Source organism: Bacillus sp. 2175 (assembly GCF_057812155.1).
On the sequence record NZ_CM173819.1, the window covers coordinates 812,335 to 838,805 of the forward strand.

The 26,471-nt window shown below is 35.1% G+C and carries 18 protein-coding genes and 1 riboswitch; of the genes, 16 read left to right on the forward strand and 2 right to left on the reverse strand.

Annotated elements, in window-relative coordinates; translation table 11 throughout:
- From ACXKY9_RS04420 to ACXKY9_RS04470, 11 genes are all read left to right on the forward strand, one after another.
- Positions 1-477 carry a PH domain-containing protein gene (locus tag ACXKY9_RS04420; protein ID WP_000371346.1) on the forward strand — a complete coding sequence of 159 codons (477 nt, stop codon included), beginning with the start codon at positions 1-3 and terminating at the stop codon, positions 475-477.
- Positions 470-1,912 (forward strand): PH domain-containing protein, encoded by a 1,443-nt coding sequence (locus ACXKY9_RS04425; RefSeq protein ID WP_000278202.1) that lies wholly within the window; start codon positions 470-472, stop codon positions 1,910-1,912. The genes ACXKY9_RS04420 and ACXKY9_RS04425 overlap by 8 nt, the downstream gene beginning before the upstream one ends.
- A 200-nt stretch (positions 1,913-2,112) precedes the next feature.
- Complete coding sequence (locus ACXKY9_RS04430) at positions 2,113-2,766, forward strand: DUF975 family protein (protein WP_000625400.1); 654 nt, start codon at positions 2,113-2,115, stop codon at positions 2,764-2,766.
- A gap of 224 nt (positions 2,767-2,990) precedes the next feature.
- Positions 2,991-3,416 (forward strand): hypothetical protein, encoded by a 426-nt coding sequence (locus tag ACXKY9_RS04435; protein WP_002098741.1) that lies wholly within the window; start codon positions 2,991-2,993, stop codon positions 3,414-3,416.
- 449 nt (positions 3,417-3,865) lie between these two features.
- The gene (locus tag ACXKY9_RS04440; protein ID WP_000028010.1) at positions 3,866-4,402 is read left to right on the forward strand and encodes a TetR/AcrR family transcriptional regulator; all 537 of its coding nucleotides are present in this window, start codon (positions 3,866-3,868) and stop codon (positions 4,400-4,402) included.
- Positions 4,403-4,574: 172 nt separating this feature from the next.
- A riboswitch (cyclic di-GMP riboswitch) is annotated at positions 4,575-4,667 on the forward strand.
- 60 nt (positions 4,668-4,727) lie between these two features.
- Complete coding sequence (locus ACXKY9_RS04445; protein ID WP_038415558.1) at positions 4,728-10,781, forward strand: SpaA isopeptide-forming pilin-related protein; 6,054 nt, start codon at positions 4,728-4,730, stop codon at positions 10,779-10,781.
- Between the two features lie 477 nt (positions 10,782-11,258).
- Positions 11,259-11,996, forward strand: a complete 738-nt coding sequence (locus tag ACXKY9_RS04450; RefSeq protein ID WP_000144819.1) for a 2OG-Fe dioxygenase family protein — start codon at positions 11,259-11,261, stop codon at positions 11,994-11,996.
- Positions 11,993-12,739 carry an SDR family NAD(P)-dependent oxidoreductase gene (locus tag ACXKY9_RS04455; RefSeq protein WP_001208941.1) on the forward strand — a complete coding sequence of 249 codons (747 nt, stop codon included), beginning with the start codon at positions 11,993-11,995 and terminating at the stop codon, positions 12,737-12,739. Before ACXKY9_RS04450 ends, ACXKY9_RS04455 begins: the two co-directional genes overlap by 4 nt.
- 88 nt (positions 12,740-12,827) lie before the next feature.
- The gene (locus ACXKY9_RS04460) at positions 12,828-13,769 is read left to right on the forward strand and encodes a DMT family transporter (RefSeq protein ID WP_000939630.1); all 942 of its coding nucleotides are present in this window, start codon (positions 12,828-12,830) and stop codon (positions 13,767-13,769) included.
- A 230-nt stretch (positions 13,770-13,999) separates the two neighbouring features.
- Positions 14,000-14,476 (forward strand): PH domain-containing protein, encoded by a 477-nt coding sequence (locus ACXKY9_RS04465; protein WP_001182725.1) that lies wholly within the window; start codon positions 14,000-14,002, stop codon positions 14,474-14,476.
- Complete coding sequence (locus ACXKY9_RS04470; protein ID WP_000278151.1) at positions 14,469-15,884, forward strand: PH domain-containing protein; 1,416 nt, start codon at positions 14,469-14,471, stop codon at positions 15,882-15,884. The genes ACXKY9_RS04465 and ACXKY9_RS04470 overlap by 8 nt, the downstream gene beginning before the upstream one ends.
- A 185-nt stretch (positions 15,885-16,069) precedes the next feature.
- On the opposite strand, the gene hmoB is transcribed toward ACXKY9_RS04470, so the two are convergent.
- The gene (gene hmoB / locus ACXKY9_RS04475) at positions 16,070-16,573 is read right to left on the reverse strand and encodes a heme-degrading monooxygenase HmoB (RefSeq protein WP_000644052.1); all 504 of its coding nucleotides are present in this window, start codon (positions 16,571-16,573) and stop codon (positions 16,070-16,072) included.
- 127 nt (positions 16,574-16,700) lie between these two features.
- Between hmoB and ACXKY9_RS04480 the strand changes: the two genes are divergently transcribed.
- The 4 genes from ACXKY9_RS04480 to hemY all read left to right on the forward strand — a co-directional run bounded on the left by ACXKY9_RS04480 (position 16,701) and on the right by hemY (position 22,433).
- Positions 16,701-18,818, forward strand: a complete 2,118-nt coding sequence (locus ACXKY9_RS04480) for a transglycosylase domain-containing protein (RefSeq protein WP_000756296.1) — start codon at positions 16,701-16,703, stop codon at positions 18,816-18,818.
- Between the two features lie 177 nt (positions 18,819-18,995).
- Positions 18,996-20,042, forward strand: a complete 1,047-nt coding sequence (gene hemE, locus ACXKY9_RS04485) for a uroporphyrinogen decarboxylase (RefSeq protein WP_000252605.1) — start codon at positions 18,996-18,998, stop codon at positions 20,040-20,042.
- A gap of 14 nt (positions 20,043-20,056) precedes the next feature.
- Positions 20,057-20,992, forward strand: a complete 936-nt coding sequence (gene hemH / locus ACXKY9_RS04490) for a ferrochelatase (protein WP_000726800.1) — start codon at positions 20,057-20,059, stop codon at positions 20,990-20,992.
- A 19-nt stretch (positions 20,993-21,011) separates the two neighbouring features.
- Positions 21,012-22,433, forward strand: a complete 1,422-nt coding sequence (hemY, locus tag ACXKY9_RS04495) for a protoporphyrinogen oxidase (RefSeq protein ID WP_001228110.1) — start codon at positions 21,012-21,014, stop codon at positions 22,431-22,433.
- A gap of 56 nt (positions 22,434-22,489) precedes the next feature.
- Here the strand turns inward: hemY and ACXKY9_RS04500 are convergent, their stop codons facing one another.
- The gene (locus ACXKY9_RS04500) at positions 22,490-23,842 is read right to left on the reverse strand and encodes a DUF4026 domain-containing protein (RefSeq protein ID WP_000453717.1); all 1,353 of its coding nucleotides are present in this window, start codon (positions 23,840-23,842) and stop codon (positions 22,490-22,492) included.
- Between the two features lie 239 nt (positions 23,843-24,081).
- Between ACXKY9_RS04500 and ACXKY9_RS04505 the strand changes: the two genes are divergently transcribed.
- The gene (locus ACXKY9_RS04505) at positions 24,082-26,448 is read left to right on the forward strand and encodes a DUF6359 domain-containing protein (RefSeq protein WP_000279281.1); all 2,367 of its coding nucleotides are present in this window, start codon (positions 24,082-24,084) and stop codon (positions 26,446-26,448) included.
- Positions 26,449-26,471 lie beyond the last annotated feature (23 nt).

Genomic DNA, 26,471 nt, shown 5'->3' on the forward strand with positions numbered 1-26,471 from the left:
ATGGATCCATTGAAAAATGAAATTCACCCTGACATGGTCAAGGTGTGGAAAGCGCGTTCTTTAATTGAGCTAGGAATCAGTATTATAGTCATTTTGGCATATCTTTTCTTTATGATTAAGTTTAATTGGTGGGCTTGGATTTTCTATGTGCTCATCGGATTAACAATTGTATATACACCGTTTGATTACTTTACGTTTCCGAAACTACGTCAACGTTATTACAGCTACCAACTAAATGAAGAAGAACTTGAAATTCAGCATGGTCTTTTCGTCGTAAAGCGCGTATTAGTACCGATGATTCGTGTGCAGCACGTTACGATTGAACAAGGGCCAATTATGAGAAAATACGGATTAGCAGAATTACACATTTCAACAGCAGCAACTTCTCATAGCATCCCAGGTTTAACGATGTATGAAGCTGAAATGTTGAAAACGAAAATCGCAGAATTAGCGAAAGTGAGTGATGAGGATGTATAAGAGGCAGCATCCAATCACGATGTTATTAGAATTAAAAATAACAGATTTTATACCACTCATTATTTTTCTTTTTAGCTTAAGGGGAAAGTTTCCATTTTGGTATTTAGTTCCTATTGGTTTTGCGTTGATCACAATTATTTCAGCTATCGTAGGCTGGTATTACAAAGTATACTGGGTCGAAAATAACGTATTACATGTGAAACAAGGTCTCTTTGTGAAAAAGGAGAGCTACTTAAATAAAGAACGTGTTCAAACAATTAATACAAGTTCTAACGTACTATACCAAATGCTCGGTTTGAAAAAAATTCAGATTGAAACAGCTGGCGGGGGCGATGAAGCAGAAGTTAGCTTAGCTGGAATTACGGTAGAAGAGGCGACGGAGCTTATTACTTTGCTAAATGAGCCAACTCCAGAAGTGAAAGCAGAAAAAACGTTAGACGAAGCAGCAGAAAATACAGTAGAAAAAGCAATTGTTACAGAGGAAAAACAAACGACAGAGTACAAGTTAACGTGGAAAGAGATTTTAATAGCGTCTGTTACATCTGGTCAATTTGGAGTATTGTTCTCTTTAATCTTTTTCGTTTATCACCAAGTAGATGAGTATATTCCGAAATGGATAAAAAATAGTGTGACGTCATATGTAATGGACCACGATATATATGGCTGGATTTACATGGTAGCTATTTTACTTGTCGTTTCTTGGATGATATCTACAATTGGCTACGCGTTAAAACACGGTAACTTCACAGTGAATCGAAAAAATGATGAAGTCCGTATTTCGCAAGGGTTACTGGAGAGAAAAGAACTCGTACTAAAATTGCACCGCATTCAAGGGATTACGATAAAAGAAGGCATTTTACGCCAACCGTTCGGTTATTGTGCTGTGCAAGTAGAAGTCATTCAAAGTGAAGGGAAAGAAGAAAAAGTTACACTGCATCCTATCATTCGAAAAGATCGAGTGCAACAATTACTCGCGCATTTACAATTACCATACGAACTGAATGCAAGTATTACTTCGTTACCAAAAGCAGCATTGCGCCGCTATCTCATTGATAGTTTTATCTTTTTCGCTATGCTCGCAATCCCGCTTACTGGAATAAGCATATACTTTGAAAAGTATTACATCATGTGGGCATTACTACCGCTCGCAATCCTTATCTTTACACTTGGATACGCAACATTTAAAACAAATGGCTACAGTGTTAACGGAGAACAAATTACACTTGTCTATCGTAGCGTCGGAAAATATACAGGACTTATTAGAAGAAGACACGTCCAATCAATGGAGAAGACACAATCATATTTCCAGCGCCGTGCGGATTTATGTACGTATAAGTTTTCGAGTGCATCATCTAGTTATAAAATAGAGCATACGAGAGTAGAAGATGCGGAGAGAATGCAGGATTGGTATAAGAAGAAAATAAATGAGATGTAACTTGAGAAAGCTTGCCTATTATGAAAGGCAGGCTTTTTTGTTATAGGGAAAAGAGTCGTTTAATCCATATATTAGTACAACTACAGCACACATGTATCAATACGTATGAAAAAAGGTAATATGCTTCTGTTTTAGGAAAATATGTGGGATTTTTGATATAAATGGTATAATAAAATGGAAATAGTATTAGGAGGTTATATATGATAAGTCAGTTGAAAAGAGAAGCACTTGATGCATTAAAAGGAAGATGGGGACTAGCGGTAGGGGCAACCTTATTAATTGGAATCCTTATTGGAGCTGTTGAAATGCTAACAACAGGTATTTTCTCGATATTTTGGGGTTGGGAAGAAGCAAGTGATTCACTTACAGTAAGTATTATAGTAATGCTTGTTATTGGTCCATTAACAATAGGTGCCTATTATCTTGTTTTAAATGCAATTCGTGGGACTGATGCTCGCATTGGTCATATATTTAGATGGTTTAGCGATGGAAGTAAGTTGATGAAGTCGTTTTTAACATATTTACTAATGTATGTATACTTGACTCTATGGACATTACTTCTTATTATTCCAGGTATTATTAAATCATTTTCTTATTCTATGACATATTTTATTTTGAATGATCATCCAGAATATACAGCGAATCAAGCGATTACTGAGAGTCGTCATATGATGAATGGACATAAAATGGATTACTTTTTACTATGCTTAAGTTTCTTAGGTTGGTTCATTTTAAGTATTCTTACTGTAGGAATCGGTTTCTTATGGTTAGCACCTTATTTCTACGCGACATCAGCCGCATTTTATGAAGAGATTTCAAAAGAATATTATAAAAAAGAAGGCACTACTTTCTAATAAAACATATAAACTATCTACCCTAAAGAATGTAGGGAGCAGATAGCAGATGGTTTAGGTGTTTTGATATTTGTCCTATTTTCGGGATTCACTTCAGGATAAGGTATAGATTTTTATATAGAAATGCTACCCTCTATGTTTTATCATAGAGGGTTATTTTTTTATGTAAAAATGATAGGAAATAATGAATAATATATGTAAAGAAAAAAGCGAGGTGAATGAGAGTGAGCAAATTTTTAATACCGTATTCATTTTCTATATTAAGTTTCTTTATTTCAGCAACAGCACTTGATTTATATGATAGGATGGGAAACGATAGTGAGCTGGTTTCGCCGAACATAATTGGAAAGATAATTCAATCTACTGCGCAAATGGGAGTCCTTACATTGTATTTCGGAGTACCTATTATTTTAGGTGGCTGTCTACTTGGTGAGCTATTGTTTAGAGGTATCATTTTACGATTTAAACTAAGCTATATTATATCTTTATTATTATATCTATTTTTAGCTTTTAGTATTGTTTTCGTAACGGTAGGCATTCCAACTACATATGAAGATTCTAATACATTTTTCATGGGGATAACTATGATTTGTGCTGTTACATTCTTTGTGAGTCGGAATATATGGGAAAACAAGTTAATAATGGAGTGACAAAATGAAATACACCTGTCCATGTTGCGGATATAAAGTTTCACTTTATTGGATCAGTTAGAAAACCGACTAGTGAAGATGTGAAGGATGCTAGTTGGCAGCGAATTTGTTAAGTAGAATGTTATTACTCAATTTAATGGGAGTAATAACATTTTTTATTTAGTACTGAAAGAATTACTGCTGTCTTAAAGTAATAAGAAGGACTAAATCGGTAAATTTTATTAATGGATATATTTTCAATAAATACAAAAGTATAGATGTATAGTCAGCTTTGTGTATTTAATGTTATCATATTGAATGATATGGAAATTTTTAATAGAATAAGTAACTAAAAATTCAAAGGTAATGAAGCTTTTGTTGTATAAAGAAAATACTTAGTAGTAATCAACAATATTAAAAATAAGATTCGTATTTATATAAATTTAGTAGAAATGGGGTTTTAAAAAGGAATGAGTATAAGCATAACGCGGCAAAAGATTTTGGCGGCCGCTTCTCAAATTGTACAATGTAAAGGGGTTGCTAAATTAACTTTAGAAGCAGTGGCAAAAGAGGCGGGTTTAAGCAAAGGTGGATTATTGTATCACTTTTCAAATAAAGAAGCTTTAATAGAAGGTATGATAGTCCGAGGGGTAGAGGATTATGAAGGGGCCATTTACAATAAAGTAGCGGAAGACTCAGAGAGGAAAGGGAGATGGGTTCGCTCTTTTGTAGAGGAAAGATTAAGTAATGAGAGAAGAACAGAAGAGTTGTCTAGCAGTATGATGGCAGCACTCATGTTAAAACCTGAATTACTTGAGCCATTACAACAATCATTTCAGCAACTGCAAAAAAATATAGAAAATGATGAGATAGATTCAGTTTGTGCAACAATTATTAGATTAGCAGCAGATGGATTATGGTATTCGGAATATTTAGGGGTTGGAAGGCTAAGCCCCGAGTTAAGAGAAAAAGTGATTCAAGCTCTTATTAGTAATTCATATAAATAGAATATGCGAACTATATAATGAGAAAATAATTCACCATTGCTTCTTTAATGTAGTGGTGAATTATTTTTTTTATTAGAAAAATAGAACAATTTTATAGAGTATTGAATTATAACCGTCCAGACGGTATAGTAATATTTGGTTTAAGAGGAAAATGAAACAAAAAAAGAATAAAAGATATTTTTAGCACACTATTCGAAAGGATAGGCCGCAAAGCTTAGAGTCTACGGTAATACATATTGGTTACTAAGATCGTCTGGTTGCACATTTTTGATGCAACCGGACGATCTTTTTTTGTTATATAAATATAAAAATTTAGGAGGGAACTATGCAAATGAAAAGTACTAAAAGACATATTTCAATGGTTTCATTAGTTTTTCTAGTATTATTTTCAGTGCTGAATGTGTGGGCTCCAGTTATTCAAGCTGCTGTGATGAAAAGTCCAGTGGACGAAATTAATATTTCCCGTACTGATGGCACGACATCTGAACCATATCAAGCCTCAGATGGTATGAAAGTAGAAGTGAAGTGGTCAGCTAAAGAAAAAATAAAAAGTGGAGATCAATTCACAATTGATATGCCAAAAGAGTTTCGAAAAGACCTTATGAATATGAGTTTTCCTTTAAAAGATGCTGAAGGAAAAACAGTTGGTACATGTGAGATGAAAAAGGGTCTATTAACGTGTACTATGGGTGATTACGTAGAAGGAAAGAACAACATTAAAGGTTCTTTATTCGTAGAATTCTACTTTGGTCTAGAAGCATATGATGGTGTTAAAGAAATTCCATTAGAATTTAACGTTGATGGTCAAATCGTAAATAAAGAAGTAAATGTAAGTAATACGACAGAGAGACCGAAGCCACAACCCAATACGGAAAATCTATTGAAATGGGGTTCTTATAATCAAGAAGATCCGTCTATTGCTGATTGGCTTGTATATGTAAATGCAACTGGAACAGAAATGCAAGATCTTAAATTAACAGATACATTAGGACCTGGGCATGAGTTAATTACAGACAGCGTAGTATTAGAAGAGGCTGTATTTGAAGATGGTTATGCACCAACAAATATTAAGCCAGCAAATTTATCTAACATTAAAATAAATGCAACAAAGACTGGATTTACAATTGAATTTCCAGACAGTTCAAAAGGCTATATTTTAAGATATAAAACAAAGGTTACAAATCCTGCTGCAAAACCTCATAAAAATACTGTGAAATTAGAAGGTAAAAATATTAAAACTGAAGAAAAAGTAGGACAAGTATTTGTGAGTGGTGGGGGAGGATCCGGTTCAGGTGACAATAATCCACCTAGCATTGAAAAAAATATAGTTGATGAGAATGACAAGCTTGTAGAGAATGAGCAGCTAACACAAATGGATCAAGTTATTCAATACCAAGTTGGTACACATATACCGAACGATCCTCCTAAATACACATCTATGGTAATTAGTGATGATTTAGAAGATGTTTTAGAAGTATTAGAGGCAAAAGTGTATGATAAAAATGGCCAAGATATTACTTCTAAAGGGACGTTAAATATAGATAAACAAAGAAGTGAAGTAACATTTACGTTTGGTGAGAATTTTGATTATAAGTCATATGAAGACCAGATAATTAATCTTAGTATCAAGGCGAAAATTAAAAATAATGCAGACTTATCTTCTTACGTAGATAAGAAGATTCCTAATAAAGCGGAATTACATTTTGATGATAAAACATTAACATCAAAAGAAGTAACTATTACACCGCCTGAAGCTCCAAAAGATGGTACAGTATCGCTTCATAAAATAGATTCTGAGAATCCGAACAAAGGGTTGAAAGGTGCCGAATTTGAAGTTCGAAATAGTGCAAATGAAGTTGTTGCAAAACTGACAACGGACGAAAAAGGTTTTTCAGTACCTCAAACTTTAGCTCCTGGGACGTATAAAGTTTATGAAACAGTAGCACCAGAAGGATATCAAAAATTAACAAGCCCAGTAGAGGTTACACTTCAAGCTGGAGAAACAAAAACAATTGAAATTAAAAATACTGTGCAAAAGGGTCAAATTGAAATAAAGAAAATTGATTCGGAAAATGGTGAAAAACCATTAGCAAATGCAGAGTTTGATATAGTAAAAGACGGTGTAGTAGTCGAACATATTGTTACAGATAAAGATGGTAAGGCAATCTCTAAACCGTTAGCACTAGGAAAATATATTTTAAAAGAAACGAAAGCGCCTGAAGGCTACCAATTAAAAGAAACAGAGTTCGAAGTAAGTGTAACAGGGGACGGCATATTCCCAATACAAGTGGAAAATGCAATGGTAGACAAAGGTAATATAGAAATTACAAAAGTGGACAAAGAAAACGGAGCAGTATTAGCGGGTGTCGAATTTGAAGTCCAAGATGAGAAAGATGAAGTAGTAAGAAAAGTAGTAACAGATAAAGATGGAAAAGCAAATGTTTCAGATCTATCAGTAGGAAAGTACAAATTAGTAGAGACGAAAAGCTTACCAGGTTATAAAAAGCTAACAGAACCAGTACCATTTGAAATAAAAAAAGGTATGACAAAAGCTTTAGCAATAAAAGTAGAAAACGAGCAGTTAGACAAAGGCTCAGTAGAAATTACAAAAATAGATAAAGATAGTCAAAAAGTATTAGAAGGCGTAGTCTTCGAAGTGCAAGATGAGCAAGAAAAAGTAGTAACAGAAGTAAAAACAGATAAAGATGGTAAAGCAAAAATCTCTGATTTATCAGTAGGGAAGTACAAATTAGTAGAGACGAAAAGTTTACCAGGCTACAAAAAGCTAACAGATTCAGTATCATTCGAAATTAAAAAAGGTATGACAACAGTCCTATCGTTGAAAGTAGAAAATGAACAGTTAGATAAAGGTTCAGTAGAAATTACAAAAATAGATAAAGACAGCAAAAAAGCATTAAAAGGCGTAGTTTTTGAAGTGCAAGATGAAGCTGGAACAGTAGTAAAGGAAGTAAAAACAGATAAAGATGGTAAAGCAAAAATCTCAGATCTATTAGTAGGAAAGTACAAATTAGTAGAGAAAGAAAGTTTACCAGGCTATAAGAAACTAACAGATCCAGTATCATTTGAAATCAAAAAAGGCATGACCGAAGTTCTATCATTAAAAATAGAAAATGAAATGGTAGATACGGGAAATATAGAGATAACAAAGATAGATAAAGATAATAAAGCACCGTTAGCGGGAGTAACATTCATCGTCCAAGATGAAAAGGGTAATGAAGTTACAAAAGTAACGACAGATAAAGATGGAAAAGCAAATGTTTCAGATTTACTTGTAGGAAAGTATGAATTAGTAGAGGTAGAAAGTTTACCTGGTTATAAAAAATTAGAAAAACCAATATCATTTGAAATCAAAAAAGGCATGACCGAGGTTCTATCATTGAAAGTAGAAAATGAAATGGTGGATACAGGGAATGTAGAGATAACAAAAATAGATAAAGATAGTAAAGCTCCATTAGAAAATGTTGTATTTGAAGTACGTGATTTAAAAGGAAAAGTAGTTGCAAAAGTAACGACGGATAAAGAAGGAAAAGCAAACGTTTCAGATTTATCTATTGGAAAGTATGAGTTAGTAGAAGTAGAAACACCGGCAGGATACAAACCACTAGAAAAGCCAATTTCATTCGAAATTGAAAAGGGTAGAGTAACAGCATTACAATTGACTGTAGAAAATGAATTAGTGGATACAGGAAATGTAGAAATTACAAAAGTAGATAAAGAAAATAAAGATGCTTTAGCTGATGCAGTCTTTGAAATTCAAGATGAAGCAGGACAAGTAGTCGCTAAAATAACGACAGATAAAAAAGGACAAGCACAAGTTACTAATTTATCAGTCGGCACATACAAGTTAGTAGAAGTAAAAGCACCAAAAGGATATAAACAATTAGTAGATCCGATTACTTTCCAAATTGAAAAAGGCATGACAAAATCTCTTGCTTTAACAGTAGAAAACGAAATGTTAGACAAGGGAAATGTGGAAGTAACAAAAGTAGATAAAGATAGTCAAAAAGCATTAGCAAGTGTAGTCTTCGAAGTACAAGACGAACAAGGCAAAGTAGTAACAGAAGTAACGACAGATAAAGAAGGGAAAGCAAAAATCTCAGACTTATCTGTAGGAAAGTACAAATTAGTAGAGAAAAAAAGCTTACCAGGTTACAAAAAACTAACAGAGCCAGTATCATTCGAAATTAAAAAGGGTATGACAGAAGTCTTATCATTAAAAGTAGAGAATGAACAGTTAGACAAAGGTTTAGTAGAAATCACAAAAGTAGATAAAGATAGTCAAAAAGTATTAGAAGGCGTAGTCTTCGAAGTACAAGATGAAAAAGGCAAAGTAGTAACAAAAGTAACGACAGATAAAGAAGGAAAAGCAAAGATTGCTGATTTATCAGTAGGAAAATATAAGCTAGTAGAGGTAGAGAGCTTACCAGGATATAAAAAACTAGCGAAACCAGTATCATTTGAAATCAAAAAAGGTATGACAGAAGTCTTATCACTAAAAGTAGAGAATGAACTAGTAGACAAAGGCTCAGTAGAAATCACAAAAGTGGATAAAGATAGTCAAAAAGTATTAGAAGACGTAGTCTTCGAAGTGCAAGACGAACAAGGAAAAGTAGTAACGGAAGTAAAAACAGATAAAAATGGTAAAGCAAAAATCTCAGACTTATCTGTAGGAAAGTACAAATTAGTAGAGAAAGAGAGCTTACCAGGCTACAAAAAACTAACAGAGCCAGTATCATTCGAAATTAAAAAGGGTATGACAGAAGTCTTATCATTAAAAGTAGAGAATGAACAGTTAGACAAAGGTTCAGTAGAAATCACAAAAGTAGATAAAGATAGTCAAAAAGTATTAGAAGGCGTAGTCTTCGAAGTACAAGACGACAAAGGCAAAGTAGTAACAGAAGTAAAAACAGATAAAAATGGTAAAGTAAAAATCTCAGACTTATCTGTAGGAAAGTACAAATTAGTAGAGAAAGAAAGTTTACCAGGTTACAAACAATTAACAGAACCAGTATCGTTTGAAATTACAAAAGGTATGACAGAAGTTCTATCATTAAACATAGAAAATGAAATGGTAGATACGGGAAATGTAGAAATTACAAAAATAGATAAAGATAATAAGGCACCGTTAGCAGGTGTAGTCTTTGAAGTACAAGACGACAAAGGCAAGGTAGTAACGAAAGTAACGACAGATAAAGCTGGAAAAGCAACAGTTTCAGATTTATCAGTAGGAAAGTACAAGCTAGTAGAAGTAGAGAGTTTACCAGGCTACAAAAAATTAGAAAAGCCTGTACCATTTGAAATTACAAAAGGTATGACAAAATCTTTAGCGTTCACTGTAGAAAATGAAATGGTAGATACGGGGAATGTAGAAATCACAAAAATAGATAAAGACAGTAAAGCACCATTAGAAAATGTTGTATTTGAAGTACGTGACTCAAAAGGAAAAGTAGTTGCGAAAGTAACGACGGATAAAGAAGGAAAAGCAAACGTTTCAGATCTATCAGTAGGAAAATACAAATTAGTAGAGACGAAGAGCTTACCAGGTTACAAAAAGTTAACGGAACCAGTATCATTCGAAATTACAAAAGGTATGACAAAAGTCTTATCATTGAAAGTAGAGAATGAACAGTTAGACAAAGGTTCAGTGGAGATTATAAAAATGGCCGCTGAAAGCAAGGAAGTCTTATCAGGAGCTGTGTTTGAGGTTCATGATGAAAAGGGAAAAGTAGTAGTGAAAGTAACAACAGATAAAGATGGAAAGGCAAAAATCACAGATCTATCTGTAGGTAACTACACACTAGTAGAAGTAGAAGCACCAAAAGGATATGAAAAATTAACTAATCCAATTCCATTTGAAATTACAAATGGAATGATAAATGCAGTTCAATTAGAAGTATTAAACAAATTGAATCATTTAGCGCCACCAGGCCCAGAAACACCAGATCCAGAAAAACCTGGAACACCAGATCCAGAAAAACCTGGAACACCAGATCCAGAAAAACCTGGAACACCGAATCCGGAGAAACCTGGAACACCGAATCCGGAGAAACCTGGAACACCGAATCCGGAGAAACCTGGAACACCGAATCCGGAGAAACCTGGAACACCGAATCCGGAGAAACCTGGAACACCGAATCCGGAGAAACCTGGAACACCGAATCCAGAAAAGCCTGGAACACCGAATCCAGAAAAACCTGGGACACCAGATCCAGAAAAGCCTGGGACACCGAATCCAGAGAAACCTGAAAAAGAATTACCGAAGACAGGGCAGAAAATGCCTGTGGAACCATATATGGGAGCACTTCTTGTAATGATGAGTTTTGGATTACTCATATTAGGTAGAAAACAGCAGAGATAATAAAGGTGAAAAGGTATCCTCAAAGTATTTGAGGATACCTTTTTTAGCATAAAAAAAGCATCTAGCAAAAGTACTAGATGCAAATAAAAACACAAGGGAAGACAAAGTTCTTCCCTTTTCCCGTATGTAATTATATCAAAAAATTTATAAAAAACTAGCTATATTTAAAATATAATTTTAAAAAAAGTTATATACATAAATAATTGCAATACGCGCAGTTTTATCTTTCTGAAAAATCTATTTCTTTATTTTTGAATATTAAGACTAATGTTGATAAATCTTCAGATAATTAGAAAAAATACCCGAAAGGATATATAATATTGCTTAATAAATAATTTTAATGAATTACGTATATTTCATTTGGTGTATTAATTGAATATCATAATTTTTAATTTTATTAAGCAAGAATCTCGGTTACTTATTGCATTTCTAACATAGGGTGAGATAGAAAAATACAATAGTGTGGAGGTTTTTATAATGACGTTTGTTCTTAGTAAAATGAGTGGCTTTAGCATAGAAGAAAAGGTACATGAATTTGAATCTAAAGGATTCCTTGAAATTTCAAATGAAATCTTTTTACAAGAGGAAGAGAATCATCGTCTATTAACACAAGCACAGTTAGATTATTATAATTTGGAAGATGATGCATACGGTGAATGTCGTGCTAGATCTTATTCAAGGTATATAAAGTATGTTGATTCACCAGATTATATTTTAGATAATAGTAATGATTACTTCCAATCTAAAGAATATAACTATGACGATGGCGGGAAAGTTAGACAGTTCAATAGCATAAATGATAGCTTTTTATGTAATCCTTTAATTCAAAATATCGTGCGCTTCGATACTGAATTTGCATTTAAAACAAATATAATAGATACAAGTAAAGACTTAATTATAGGTTTACATCAAGTAAGATATAAAGCTACTAAAGAAAGACCATCTTTTAGTTCACCTATTTGGTTACATAAAGATGATGAACCAGTAGTGTTTTTACACCTTATGAATTTAAGTAATACAGCTATTGGTGGAGATAATTTAATAGCTAATTCTCCTCGGGAAATTAATCAGTTTATAAGTTTGAAGGAGCCTTTAGAAACTTTAGTATTTGGACAAAAGGTCTTCCATGCCGTAACGCCACTTGGAACAGAATGTAGTACGGAGGCTTTTCGTGATATTTTATTAGTAACATTTTCTTATAAGGAGACAAAATGAGAGAGAATAAAATAATTATGATTTCTGGAGCCAATAGCGGTATAGGTCATGCTTGTATAAAATACTTTTTAGAAAAATCATTTCATGTAATAGCGCTTGATATTAATAATAATAACTTAATAGATTATATGAAAACAGATATGCCTTTGAAAGTAGTGCAAATTGATTTAAGTAATAGCGAAGCGATTCATAATCTGTTTACTCAATTAGATTTAGAAAAGCTTTCTCCTGATATATTAATAAATGCAGCTGGTATTCGAGAGATAACACCTGTTTTACATTTATCCGATGATATGTTTAAAAAAGTAATTGATGTAAATTTAGTAGCCCCATTTATCCTTTCTAGGGAAGTAGCTAAGCGATGGTGTGAATCGAAAATAAAAGGTTGTATTGTGAATATAGCATCGGTTTCTGGATTAATGGCTGAACCAGAGCGAGCTGCTTATGTTGCATCAAAGCATGCTTTAATCGGATTGACTAAACAGATGGCTATGGAATTTGGAAAGCAAAATATAAGGGTGAATAGCATTTCTCCCGGTGTTATTAGAACTGAACTTACAGAAGAATACTTTAGTAATACAGCCTTGATGTCTATGATAAAAAGTAATCAATCTTTAGATACTTGGGGGTTGCCGCAGGATATTGTTTCATGTATTGAGTACTTGATTTCTGATCAGGCCCGCTTTATTACTGGTTCTAATTTTGTAATTGATGGTGGTTGGACTGCTGGGAAAAATTTATAATTGAGTGTTTTTGAGGAAAAGCACCTGTCCTTTTTTAGGCTGGTGTTTTTCTCACTATAAACCGAGTTTTTATTGGAGGGGGATTAATTTGCTTCAAAAAAGTTTTAAGCAAGAGAAAACGGTACCGGCTTTAAAGATGATAGCATCAATGGTTATCTTTGGATCAGTTGGATTTTTTTCAGTTCAAACAAACTTACCTTCGTTTGAATTAGTGTTTGTAAGGTGTATTTTTGCGACAATATTTTTAAGTGTATGCTGGTTGCTTACAGGGCAATATAAACAAGATAAATGGGAACGAAAAGAAGTTATTCAAGTTTTAATATGTGGCTTTTTCTTAGTATTTAATTGGGTTTTCTTATTTAAAGCCTTTGAAAATATGTCAGTTACAATTGCTATCTCGGTTTATCATCTTGCACCAGTAATTGTACTGTTAATTGGAAGTATCGTCTTTAAAGAAAAATTAACATTAATATCTATCATTTCAATAGTTGTGTGTTTTGCAGGAGCTTTATTAATTGCTGGTATCGATGGAAGTTTCTCTGTCGGTTCATTAATGTCTTCAGGTATGATATGGGGATTTCTTGCAGCTCTCTTTTATGCATTTACAACTTTATTTGGTAAAGGGATTAACAAAATGAGTGCGTATGCAATGACATTTTTACAAACATTCTTGGGGATATTTCTTTTAATACCATTTATAGATTTAGATGCTTTTAGTGGCCTCACTCAAAGTAATTGGACATATATTATAGCTACTGGTTTTATTCACACAGGGATAGTATATTATCTGTTTTTTGATAGTTTACGCTATTTATCTACAAAAACAATCTCAATATTAGTTTTTTTGGATCCGGCAGTGGCAATATTATTAGATACTGTACTTACTGGATTCCGTCCAACTTTAATGCAAATAACAGGAATTCTTTTTATTTTTATTGGTATGACTTTAACATTAAAAAAATCTAAAGATAAAAAACTGAGCCAAAAAGAAAAGCGAATTGAAAGCGATGCTAGTATATCTCAACAATAATGAAATATATTGTGTATAAAACGATAAACCTTACATGAATCATGTAAGGTTTATTTTAGTTCAATATAATTCATATTTATAATATATAATTTTCAAAACTGAGGTATGTTTTTCTTTAATCTGCTTTTGATTCATATATTTTTATTTGACTATAAATTTACAAAAATGTATATGAAATCTTATTTTTTGATAATATATAAGTAATAAATTCATAGAATTGGAGTGATGAGATGCAGCCGTTAGAAAGGGAGATTCATTCTAATATGCTGAAAGTGTGGCGAATTCACGCTTTAATTGGGACGGCAGTTATACTAACAGTCGTAATTGCGTATTTCTTTTTTATGATTAACTTTAACTGGTGGGGCTGGTTGTTTGGACTATTAGTAACAGGAGCTATTACATTTATTCCACTTGATTATTTTGTGTTTCCAAATTTACGTCAGCGCTATTATAGTTACAGATTAAATGAAGAAGAGATTGAGATTCAAAAGGGAATGTTCGTTGTAAAACGCGTACTTATTCCGATGATCCGTGTGCAGCACGTAACGATTGAGCAAGGGCCGATCATGAGAAAGTATAATTTAGCAGAATTACACATTTCAACAGCCGCAACTTCTCATAGTATTCCAGGTTTAACGAAAGAAGAAGCAGAACAGCTAAAAAGACAAATTGGAGAACTTGCGAAAGTGAGTGATAAGGATGTATAAGAGGCAACATCCGATTACGATATTGTTAGGTATTAGAGTTGCGAGTTTGTTGCCACTTATTATTCTTGTTTTATTTAAACCTGATGAACAAGTGGAACCTTGGTATTTATTTTATCTTTTCCTTCTGGTTGTTTTATTCATCATGGCTATTTTTTCAGCAATTAAATGGTATTTTAAAGTGTACTGGATTGAGAATAATATTTTACATATAAAGCACGGTGTTTTTGTAAAGAAGGAAAGTTATTTAAATAAAGAACGTGTGCAAAATGTTAGTACGTCTTCTAACGTCATTTATCAGATGCTTGGGCTTATGAAGTTAAATATAGAAGTAGCGGGTGGTGGTAGTGAACCAGAAGTGATGTTGGCTGGTATTAAAGAAGACGAGGCAAAACATTTAATCTCTTTATTACATAAGAAAGAAACTACTGTAAAAGAAGAAATAGAAGAGGAAGAAAGCAAGACGGTTTATCAGTTAACAGCGAAAGAGGTTTTAGCAGCAGCGATTACATCTGGTCGGTTCGGACTAGTGTTTTCTGGACTGGTACTTCTTTACACAAAGTTTGATTTTGTTCTTCCTGAAGGATTCACAAGTAAAGTAGAAGCGTATGTGATGGGAAACGGTGTTTATAAACTAATTGTAATAGCATTAATTTTAATGGCAATTTCATGGATTATTTCCACGGCTGGATATGTGTTGAAATATGCAAACTTTAAAATTGAGCGAAAAGGGGAAGAAATTCGTATCGTTCAAGGGTTATTTGAAAAGAAAGAATTTGTCTTAAAATTGCACCGAATTCAAGCGATTACTGTAAAAGAATGTATGCTTCGCCAGCCATTTGGTTATTGCGCTGTTGAAGTGGAAGCAATTCACAGTATTGGAGCAGCAAGTAATGAAGTGATGTTGCATCCTTTTATGAAGAAAAAAGATGTACAGCACCTGCTCACATATTTAGAGTTACCTTATGAAATTGAGGCGGAGATCGCTCACTTACCAAAAACAGCGTTGCGTCGTTATTTCATTATGAGCTGGTTAATAAGTATCATACTCACAGTTCTAATTGCTAGCGTGAGTATATATTTGAAACAATATATTGCTTTATTTTTTATTTTACCGTTATTTATCGTGTTTTCGTTACTTGCGTATGCTAGATATAAAAGTGGTGGTTATGAATTAAGAGAAAATCAACTAACGGTTGTATATCGTAATTTTTCGAAATATACAGGAATAATGCGAAGAAGACATGTTCAAGCAGTAGGTTATAATCAATCGTATTTTCAAAGAAAGGATGAATTATGTACAACTCTTGTAGCGGTAGCTGGGCGGGGTTATGAAGTAAAGCATATGAGAAAAAAAGATTCACTTCGTATATATAATTGGTACAAAGAAAAAGGAAACACCGGTGTGTAATGGTGTTTCCTTTTTGTGTCATGATTTGTCGATAAGTCGATATATTCGAAGAAACGCTGATATAATTCGAGTTGCGCTGATATATTCAGAAAAACGCTGATATAATTCGAGTTGCGCCGATATATTCGAAAAATCGCCGATATAATTTCACATACCGTGGTTTCCGAACTCCAAACTCAAAAAAATTAAACTAACACATCAAAAGTAGTCACAAAAGAAGGGCGAGAGAAAATACTCTTTTGCTGTTCTGCATGTGGATGCGCTTGAGCCTGAGGTTTTCCTTCTACTTGCGTGGGACGTTTTTTATGAGCGTTTTCGAATGAACGTGATTCTGTCCAGTCTTTAAAGTTTTGCTCTGTTTCCCACATCGTTAAGATGACATATGTATCGTTACTTAATGGGCGTAGAACACGGATCGCTTGGAATCCTGGTTCGTTTTCGATAAGGCCTGCGCGGTTTTTAAAGCGGTTTTCAAATACAGGGCGACCTTCGTCTGTTACAGAAATGTTGTTACAAACGATATAGCCAGGTTGTCCTTTGAATTCACCGACAGCATCTAGTACGTCATACTGAAGTGAACCTTCTACAGATTCTTCTGTATTTTCTTTATAAAACATATTTTCCTCATCATTTTTTGCAGTGAAATGTGCTTGTTCTAGAGGTGTTTCGTATGAAATAATAGCCTTCATTTTAATGCCCCCTTACTAGTTTGTTTCTATTATATCAACTCTCTTAAAAAACTTCGAAGATTATATACATAAAGATACTTCTTTTTCAAATAATAAATGTACCATCATTTGGAAAGAAGGACGATGTATGAAGAAAGTAAAGTGGACTTTATTAGGCGGCGTCGCAACGTTCGTAGTAGCGATTGTACTCTATAAACTTATCGTGTTAGCTGGTGGCTATATGATGGATGAAAAGCAGCTCGTTTTCCACTCTTCATCACGTATCGTTGACCAGAAAGGGAAAGAAATTACGAAATTATACGTAGAAAATAGAGACCTTGTACCGATCGAGCAAATTCCGAAGTATGTGCAGCAGGCGTTTGTTGCGGTGGAAGATTCTCGTTTTTATGAGCATCAAGGGATTGATTATCCGTCGATATTCCGTGCTCTTTATAAAGATACGTTAGCTAGAGAGAAGGTAGAGGGCGGTAGTACCATTACGCAGCAACTCGCTAAAAACGTCTTTTTAACTCGTGAAAAAACATTTACGCGCAAATTGAAGGAAGTCGCAATTTCTCTTCAATTAGAGCAAAAATATACGAAGCAACAAATTCTTGAAATGTATATGAATCATATTTATTTTGGTCATGGGGCTTACGGTATTCAAGCGGCAGCAAAGTTGTATTTTAATAAAAATGTTGAGGATTTAACAGTAGAGGAAGGGGCAATGCTTGCAGGCCTTCCGAAGTCACCAAACGGATATTCACCGTACTATTCTGCAGAGAAGAGTAAGGAACGCCGCGATCTAGTATTGTCACTTATGCATAAACAAGGCTATTTGACTGCAGAAGAAAGCGTTCGTTATCAAGGGAAGACAATTGCTCTATATAAAAATTTAGATGAGAATGAGCTTGCATATATGCCGTATATTGATATGGTCATAGATGAAGCCGCTCGTTTATACGGGTTGTCTCATCAAGAAGTACTTCGCGGAGGATATACGTTTGTCGTACCTATGGATGAAAAGATTCAAAAGGTAGCATATAACCAGTTTCAAGATGCAAGGAATTTTCCTGGGAAAGAAGAAGGGGCGCAAGGTGCTTTCTTATTAATGGATAATCGTACGGGAGGGATTAAAGCGGCGATTGGGGGAAGAAAGTACGTCCCGAGAGGATTTAATCGTGTTTTTGCCAAAAGGCAGCCCGGATCTGTTTTAAAACCACTTATCGTTTATGCACCAGCACTAGAAACGAAAAAGTATAATCCGTATTCTTTATTAACAAATGAAAGAAATTCTTTTGAAGGGTATGAACCTCGAAATTATAATCATGAGTATTCAAAAGAAATGACGATGTATGATGCGATTTTAGAGTCGGCAAACGTACCGGCAGTTTCTCTATTAAATGAGTTAGGGGTAGAAGAAGGAAAGCAATATTTAGAAAAAGGAAATGTCCATATTGCAGATGCTGGTTTAAGTACAGCTCTTGGGGGACTAAAAAATGGCGTTTCAACATTTGATCTTGTAAAAATGTATCGTTCATTTTTAGCAAATGGAAATATAATTGAGCCGCACGTTATTGATAAAGTATTAAATAGACACGGTGCAGTCATTGGGGAATCTCCAAAAGTAGAGACGAAAATCTTCTCGAAGCAGACAGCATGGTATATGACGAAAATGCTAGAAGGAGTTGTGAAGGAAGGGACAGCGAGAGTTGGTGTATATAACGGTGCGCTAGCTGGAAAAACAGGTACAACTTCATTGCCAAATGACGATAAGGGAGCAAGAGATATGTGGTTCGTCGGCTATACACCTAACTTAGTAGGCGCTGTTTGGATTGGTTATGACCGTACGGATAAGGAGCATCAGTTGCAAGGAGAAAGTGCATCTGCGACAAAATTGTTTAAGAAAATTTTAACGAAGGCTAATGTAGAACATAAAGAGAAGTTTATGAAGCCTGAAGGTGTGGAAACAATCGGCGCTCCGATTCGACTGCGCAAAATTGAAGATGTAAAAATGAAACTATCATTTAGCCCTTTCGGTTTATTTAAAGCAAAATTAAGTTGGAAACCACTTCCAGATAACAGAATTATGTACCGAATCTATAGAGTGGAGAACGGAATTCATACACATGTTAGCACTGTAAATGGTGCTGGGGAATATGAGGAAAAGTTCGTTAACATATTTTCAAAACCGAGCTTTTACGTTGTACCATATAATACACAAACGAATCGTGAAGGAGAAAAGTCAAAAGTAGCTAAACCATAGTTTTTCTCTGTGTTATAATAAGAATGTTGTGAAAATAGTAAGCGTTTTTAAGAATGTTTGTGTCAATTTAATGAACAACGTACATAATATTATGCATTTTGTTTTTACAAGCTGTATAGTAAAAAAAGATAAATATCGAACGTATTCGAAGCATTGGTAAGGAAGGGAGCAAGGGTCTTGGTAAGAACTATAAATGAGACATTTTTAAAAGCATGTAGGGGGGAACGTACCGATTATGTACCAGCATGGTATATGCGTCAAGCAGGTCGTTCACAGCCGGAATATAGAAAGATTAAAGAAAAGTATTCTTTATTTGAAATTACACATAATCCAGAGTTATGTGCTTACGTTACAAAATTGCCGGTTGATCAATATAACGTAGACGCAGCAATTCTTTATAAAGATATTATGTCACCACTACCTGCAATTGGTGTGGATGTAGAAATTAAATCAGGTATTGGCCCAGTTATTGATAATCCAATCCGTTCTTTACAAGACGTAGAAAAACTAGGGGAAATCAATCCAGAAGATGACGTACCGTACATACTAGATACAATTCGTTTATTAACGACAGAAATGTTAGACGTACCGTTAATCGGTTTTTCAGGAGCTCCATTTACATTAGCGAGCTATATGATTGAAGGCGGTCCATCTCGTAACTACCATAATACGAAAGCGTTCATGTATGCAGAGCCAAAAGCTTGGTTTGCTTTAATGGATAAACTAGCAGATATGGTTATTACATATTTAAAAGCGCAAATAAACGCAGGAGCAAAAGCAGTTCAAATTTTCGATTCTTGGGTTGGAACAGTAAATGTAGCAGATTATCGCGTATTTATTAAACCAGCAATGGAGCGTATTTTTGCAGAAGTTCGTAAGATGGGTGTACCGATGATTATGCACGGCGTAGGAGCTGCACACTTAGTGAATGAGTGGCACGACTTACCGCTTGATGTAGTCGGCTTAGACTGGCGCTTACCGATTGAAGAAGCACGTGCACGTGGCGTTCATAAGGCGGTACAAGGTAATATGGACCCTTCATTCTTACTTGCACCATGGTCTGTTATTGAAGAACATGTAAAAGGTATTTTAGATCAAGGGATGAAACAGCCGGGTTATATCTTTAACTTAGGTCACGGTGTATTCCCAGAAGTAAATCCGGATACATTAAAACGTTTAACTACATTTATTCATGAATACTCTAAAGGGCAGTTAGCGAAGTAAAGGAGAATTGCTGTATGAAAAAGAAAATTGGTTTGCTTGTAATGGCATACGGAACGCCATATAAAGAAGAAGATATTGAACGTTACTATACACATATTCGTAGAGGAAGAAAGCCAAGTCCTGAAATGCTGGAAGATTTAACAGAGCGTTACCGTGCAATTGGTGGTATTTCTCCTTTAGCTACTATTACATTAGAGCAAGCTAAGAAGTTAGAACAGCGTTTAAATGAAGTACAAGATGAAGTAGAGTACCATATGTATCTTGGTTTAAAACATATTGAACCGTTTATTGAAGATGCGGTGAAAGATATGCATAACGACGGAATACAAGATGCAATCGCACTTGTTCTTGCACCTCACTATTCTACGTTTAGCGTGAAATCATACGTTGGACGAGCACAAGAAGAAGCTGAGAAACTTGGAAACTTAACAATTCACGGCATTGATAGCTGGTATAAAGAGCCGAAATTCATCCAGTACTGGGTTGATGCAGTGAAAGGTATATATAACGGTATGTCAGATGCAGAGCGTGAAAAAGCAGTATTAATCGTATCTGCACATAGCTTACCAGAGAAAATTATTGCAATGGGCGATCCATATCCAGATCAATTAAATGAAACAGCGGATTATATCGCGCGCGGAGCTGAAGTAGCAAACTATGCAGTAGGCTGGCAAAGTGCAGGAAACACACCAGATCCTTGGATTGGTCCAGATGTACAAGATTTAACGAGAGAACTAAATGAAAAGCACGGTTATACTTCATTCGTATATGCACCAGTTGGATTTGTTGCGGAACATTTAGAAGTTTTATATGACAACGACTTTGAGTGTAAAGTTGTAACGGATGAAATTGGTGCGAAATATTATCGTCCAGAAATGCCAAATGCATCGGACGCATTTATTGATTGTTTAACAGATGTTGTATTAAAGAAAAAAGAATCTGTACTGTAAGAAGAAAGGGGGAGCCTGCTTGAGGAAAAAAGTTGTGATCGTCGGCGGAGGTATTACTGGATTAACAGCAATGTATAACTTACAAAAAAATATTCATGAAAAAAACTTGCCGATTGATACATTACTTATAGAAGCATCGGGTAAACTTGGCGGAAAAATTCAAACCGTTCGAAAAGATGGGTTTACAATTGAGCGCGGACCGGATTCTTTCTTAGCACGAAAAGAAAGTGCAGCTAGATTAGTGAAAGAATTGGGTCTCGGCGATGAACTTGTAAATAATCAAGCTGGTCAATCATTTATCCTCGTAAACAATCGGTTACATAAAATGCCGACTGGATCAATGATGGGAATTCCAACGCAAATTACGCCGTTTCTATTTTCCGGGCTGTTCTCCCCAATTGGTAAACTAAGAGCTGGTTTTGATCTATTAATGCCGAGGTCAAAGCCAGTATCTGACCAATCACTCGGACAATTTTTCAGACATCGTCTTGGAAACGAAGTGGTTGAAAACTTAATAGAACCGTTACTATCGGGTATTTATGCAGGGGATATTGATCAAATGAGCTTAATGTCAACATTCCCGCAAATGTATCAGATTGAGCAGAAACATCGCAGTATTTCACTCGGTATGCGTACGCTCGCTCCGAAAGAAGAGAAAGCTGAACCGAAAAAGGGAATGTTCCAAACAGTGAAAACAGGTTTAGAATCTATCGTAAAATCTCTCGAAGTAAAGATGCATGAAGGTACGATAATAAAGGGAACTCGCATTGAAAAAGTTGCAAAACAGGGTGATGGTTATACAATTACTCTTAGTAACGGAAAAGAAATAGAAGCGGACGCCATCGTAGTGGCAACTTCGCATAAAGTATTGCCGTCCATGTTTGCTCAGTACAAGCAGTTTCGTTTCTTCCGTAATATTCCATCCACATCCGTTGCAAATGTGGCACTTGCTTTCCAAAAGTCTGCAATCCAGCGTGATATTAATGGTACAGGATTTGTCGTATCACGAAATAGCGATTACACCATTACAGCATGTACGTGGACGCATAAAAAATGGCCGCATACAACGCCAGAAGGAAAAACACTCCTTCGTTGCTACGTCGGGCGTGCTGGTGATGAAGCGGTTGTAGAACAAACTGAAGAAGAACTCGTTCAGCTCGTACTAGAAGATTTAAAGAAGACGATGGACATTACAGAGGATCCAGAGTTTACAATTGTAAGTCGCTGGAAAGAAGCGATGCCTCAATATACAGTAGGCCATAACGAGCGAATGAAACAGCTCACAACATTTATGGAGAAAGAGTTGCCAGGTATATACTTGGCAGGTAGCTCCTATGCTGGCGCTGGACTTCCAGACTGTATTAATCAAGGTGAGGAAGCTGCAAAGCGTGTATTATCTCATTTGGAGAAAGTAATAGATGCTGAATTAATCGCACAATAAATTATAAGAAACGCCTTCAATCATATTGAAGGCGTTTCGTTTATTATATAAAATACTTATTCGCCAATAAACATATATAAGTTATTTGGCTTTATAACAGCATCTCCTGCATAAATAACCCACTCTGTTAAGTTATCAAAATCTAAATGATAACTATTTCCTTCACTCATATCTTCTATAAAATATGGTTCATTAATGAGTATTCCTTGAATGAAATCTTCCGTAATGTTTTGCATTTCAAACCACATATGTTCACTTTTTCCCTCTTCGTAGGATACACCAAATTTAGCAAGGAAACGAAAATCTTCATTTGATTGTTCAATGTGAAAAATGTTGCTGAAATACCCGAAAGTATTCTTCGCATTGTAAGCCATACGATCAGTTTCACTATTTGTTTTATAGAACATGAGCCCTGTAGCTTCCTCGTGTTCTTGGAAAAAGCTTTCAATATATTCTTCTGAAGTATTAAATTTGAATAAGAGAACAGATGGAGATTGATGGTATTCATCTCGGTCATCCATACCGCCTAAGAATGTATTTTGTGCATCTATTGGTTGTAGTTTCACTTCTTCATCCTCGATTGAAGATAATTGGTCCATACTCGTTTTATGCCCTATATAAGATAATCCTTTTTCCCACGGAACAGCGACTGTATGTATAGAACCTTGCTGACTATGTGCGATAACGATAGGCTCATTTATAGGGACTTGTCCATTCTCAACGGCATTATTAGCAAATGTTTGAAAGAGATCGCTAATGCCGTAGTAGGAAGAAATGCGATTTGGAATAATTAACTCTATTTCAGTTACGCCTGCTCTTAAAAGACCGTGTGTATGAAACCAATATTGCGTAGGCTCACCGTCTTTATCGTCTTCATAAATGGAATGAATAACGTATAAGTCAGGAATGTCAGGTAATAATTCATTTTCAACGTGATATTCAATATAGCTTCTAGATATCACTTTCATTGCTGCACTTGAATCGATTACAAATAACAAATCTGGGGCGAGATTCCATAAGAACTGTAACTGCTGGAAAAAGCAGTCCAGTACATCGCCTACAAATAGCGTACGAGTGAAAATTTCAGTGCCGAAAGCTGCATCTTCAAAATTACGATCTACGATTGTAGCATCTTGTCTATTGTACATTTTATATCCTTCTGGATCGTTCGGTTCATCAATATGCAGTTCATACGGTATGACTGTTTCACCCATATGTAATTCAACAATAAGGCTTGTCTCATCACTATAAACAATTTTTAAATCATCAACTTTAGTAGCGATCGTTTCTAGTCGCTGTTTTAACTGCTCAATTGTAATTCTAGTTGGTATAACGGCAATCATATCTGAAAAATGACGTTCTAATGTTCCATTCATAGCTGCGCGGTATGTTTCTGTTTGCACTTCCATCCAATCACTCCTATTCAAATGAATCCATTTTACATGCCAATAAACTTTCGATATTTTCTGTTTTCTCTCTAACATTATAGAGTGTATTTGTAGAAGGTGTAAAATTATTATTTTGTATTATAGTTTGAAAGCTTGTAAATTAAATAAATCTTTTGTAAAATTTGTCGAAATATAGTTCTATATAACGAATCATTTGTTATGATAGAAATGCTGAGAAAATATGAAATAGAGAGAGGAAAATGGCTGTGAAGAAATTGTTAAGTGTCTTTTTATCATTCTTGCTATTGCTTTCATTTACTGGAACTTTAGCGCAAGCAGAAGAAACTGCTTCTATGTCAGTAGAAAAAGCAATTCAAGTATTTAAGCAGCAAGGGAAAACGAAGGGGATAGTAGAAGGATATATTGTTGGATATACGCAAAGTTCTTCTAAATATACGAAGGATCCAGCTAAGTTTGATGATACAAACGTAGCAATTGCAGATTCGCCAAACGAAACGAATCCAGACAAAATCATGCCCGTTCAGTTACCGAAAGGTGATGTGAGAACGGCAGTGAATGTAAAAGATCACCCTGAAAATATCGGGAAGAAAGTTAGTTTGACTGGGACCCTTGAATTATATTTTAGTAACCCAGGTCTAAAATCAGTAACAGCTTATAAGTTTCAAGGTGAAGGACAAAACCGTGTTAGCGATGTAGTAGCTTCACCGAACGGTGGAGAAGTTGCTAAAGGAACAGCGGTAACATTAACGACGAATACAGAAGGCGCAACAATCTACTATACGTTAGATGGCTCTAATCCTACTAATAAAAGCGTTCGTTATAATGGACAAATTATAGTCAATGAAAATAGTGTAGTGAAAGCAATCGCAGAAAAAGAAGGACTTACTCCTTCAGCAATTTCGACATTTTCATTTATTATCGTAAATAATGAACAGGTTCGTATTCATGACATTCAAGGGAAATCACATATGTCTCCTTACAACGGGAAGAAAGTAAACAATGTGGAAGGCGTTGTCACAGCGCTTGATAAAAACGGCTTTTATATAGAAGATAATCAGCCAGATAATGACCCAGCTACTTCAGAAGGTATGTACGTATATAAAAAAGATGTGAATGTAGCAGTAGGAGATCTTATTCAAGTTGATGGAGTAGTAGAAGAATATGTTGGACCAGGATATGCAGAGCGATTTGAAACAGACTTAACGACGACTGAAATTAAAGCGAGCCGCGTTGCTGTAATCGCAAAAGATCAATCTTTGCCAGCACCGATTGTACTTGGGGAAAACGGTGTGAAAATCCCGGACCAGATTATTGATAATGATGCATTTGGTTTATTTGATCCAAATGAAGATGCAATCGACTTCTATGAAAGTATAGAAGGTATGCGTGTTACGATGCCAACACCAAAAATTATTACACCTCAGAAAAACGGAAATTTATATGTAACAGTAAAAAATGGTGGAGATAAAATAGTAACACAATATGGCACACCTCTATTAGATGAAAATCAATTAAACCCAGAGCGCCTTTCTGTAAAAGTACCTCGCGATTATGTAGCAAAAGTAGGAGATACTTTTACTGGAGATATAACAGGGGTAGTAGGATATGATTACGGTTCTTTCCGTATTTCGCCAATAACAGAACTGCCAGCTGTAGTGGATGGTGGATTTAAGCAAGTAGGGGCAAATATTCAGCCACGTCTTGATAAGTTAACGGTTGCTACATATAACATTGAAAACTTCTCGGCGAATAAAAAAGAAACAACAGATGAAAAAGTAAAAGCGTTAGCGTATTCTATTAAATACAATTTAAAAATGCCAGATATTATCGGTGTAGAGGAAATGCAAGATAATAACGGATCAATTAATGACGGTACAACAGATGCGTCATTAAGCGCAAAACGTATCATTGATGCAGTTCTAGAAATTCGTGGACCGAAGTATGAGTATGTAGAAATCGCTCCAAACAATAATCAAGATGGAGGAGCACCAGGAGCGAATATTCGCGTCGGCTTCTTCTATAATCCATCACGCGTGAAATTAGCGACGGTACCGAAGTTACTTGATAAGAATGTTGTTCGTATTGGAGACGAAAATCCATTGTTTGAAAGTACACGTAAACCGCTAGCGGTAGAATTTACGTTCCAAGGACAAAACATTGTTGTCGTTGCAAATCACTTAAACTCAAAACTAGGAGATGCAACGCCATTTGGAAAAGTGCAGCCGCTCGTATTAAAGAGTGAAGACAAACGAATTCAGTTAGCACAAGAAGTAAATTATTTCGTGCAAGGAATTCAGAAAAAGAATACAAATGCACCAGTTGTTGTGTTAGGTGATATGAACGATTTCGAATTCTCTAAACCACTAAAAACACTAGAGGGAACAATCTTAAAAGATATGTTAAACACAGTGCCGAAAGAGAATCGTTACACGTACATTCACGAAGGAAATGCACAAGTGTTAGATCATATTTTAGTAACAAACAACATCGCACCACACACAATTGTAGACCCAGTACACTTAAACTCAAACATTATGAAAGAACACGGACGTGTAAGTGACCACGACCCAGTACTTGCTCAAATTGATTTGAAGAAGGCTTCTTAAAGTGGGGAACGCTTAGGTGACTA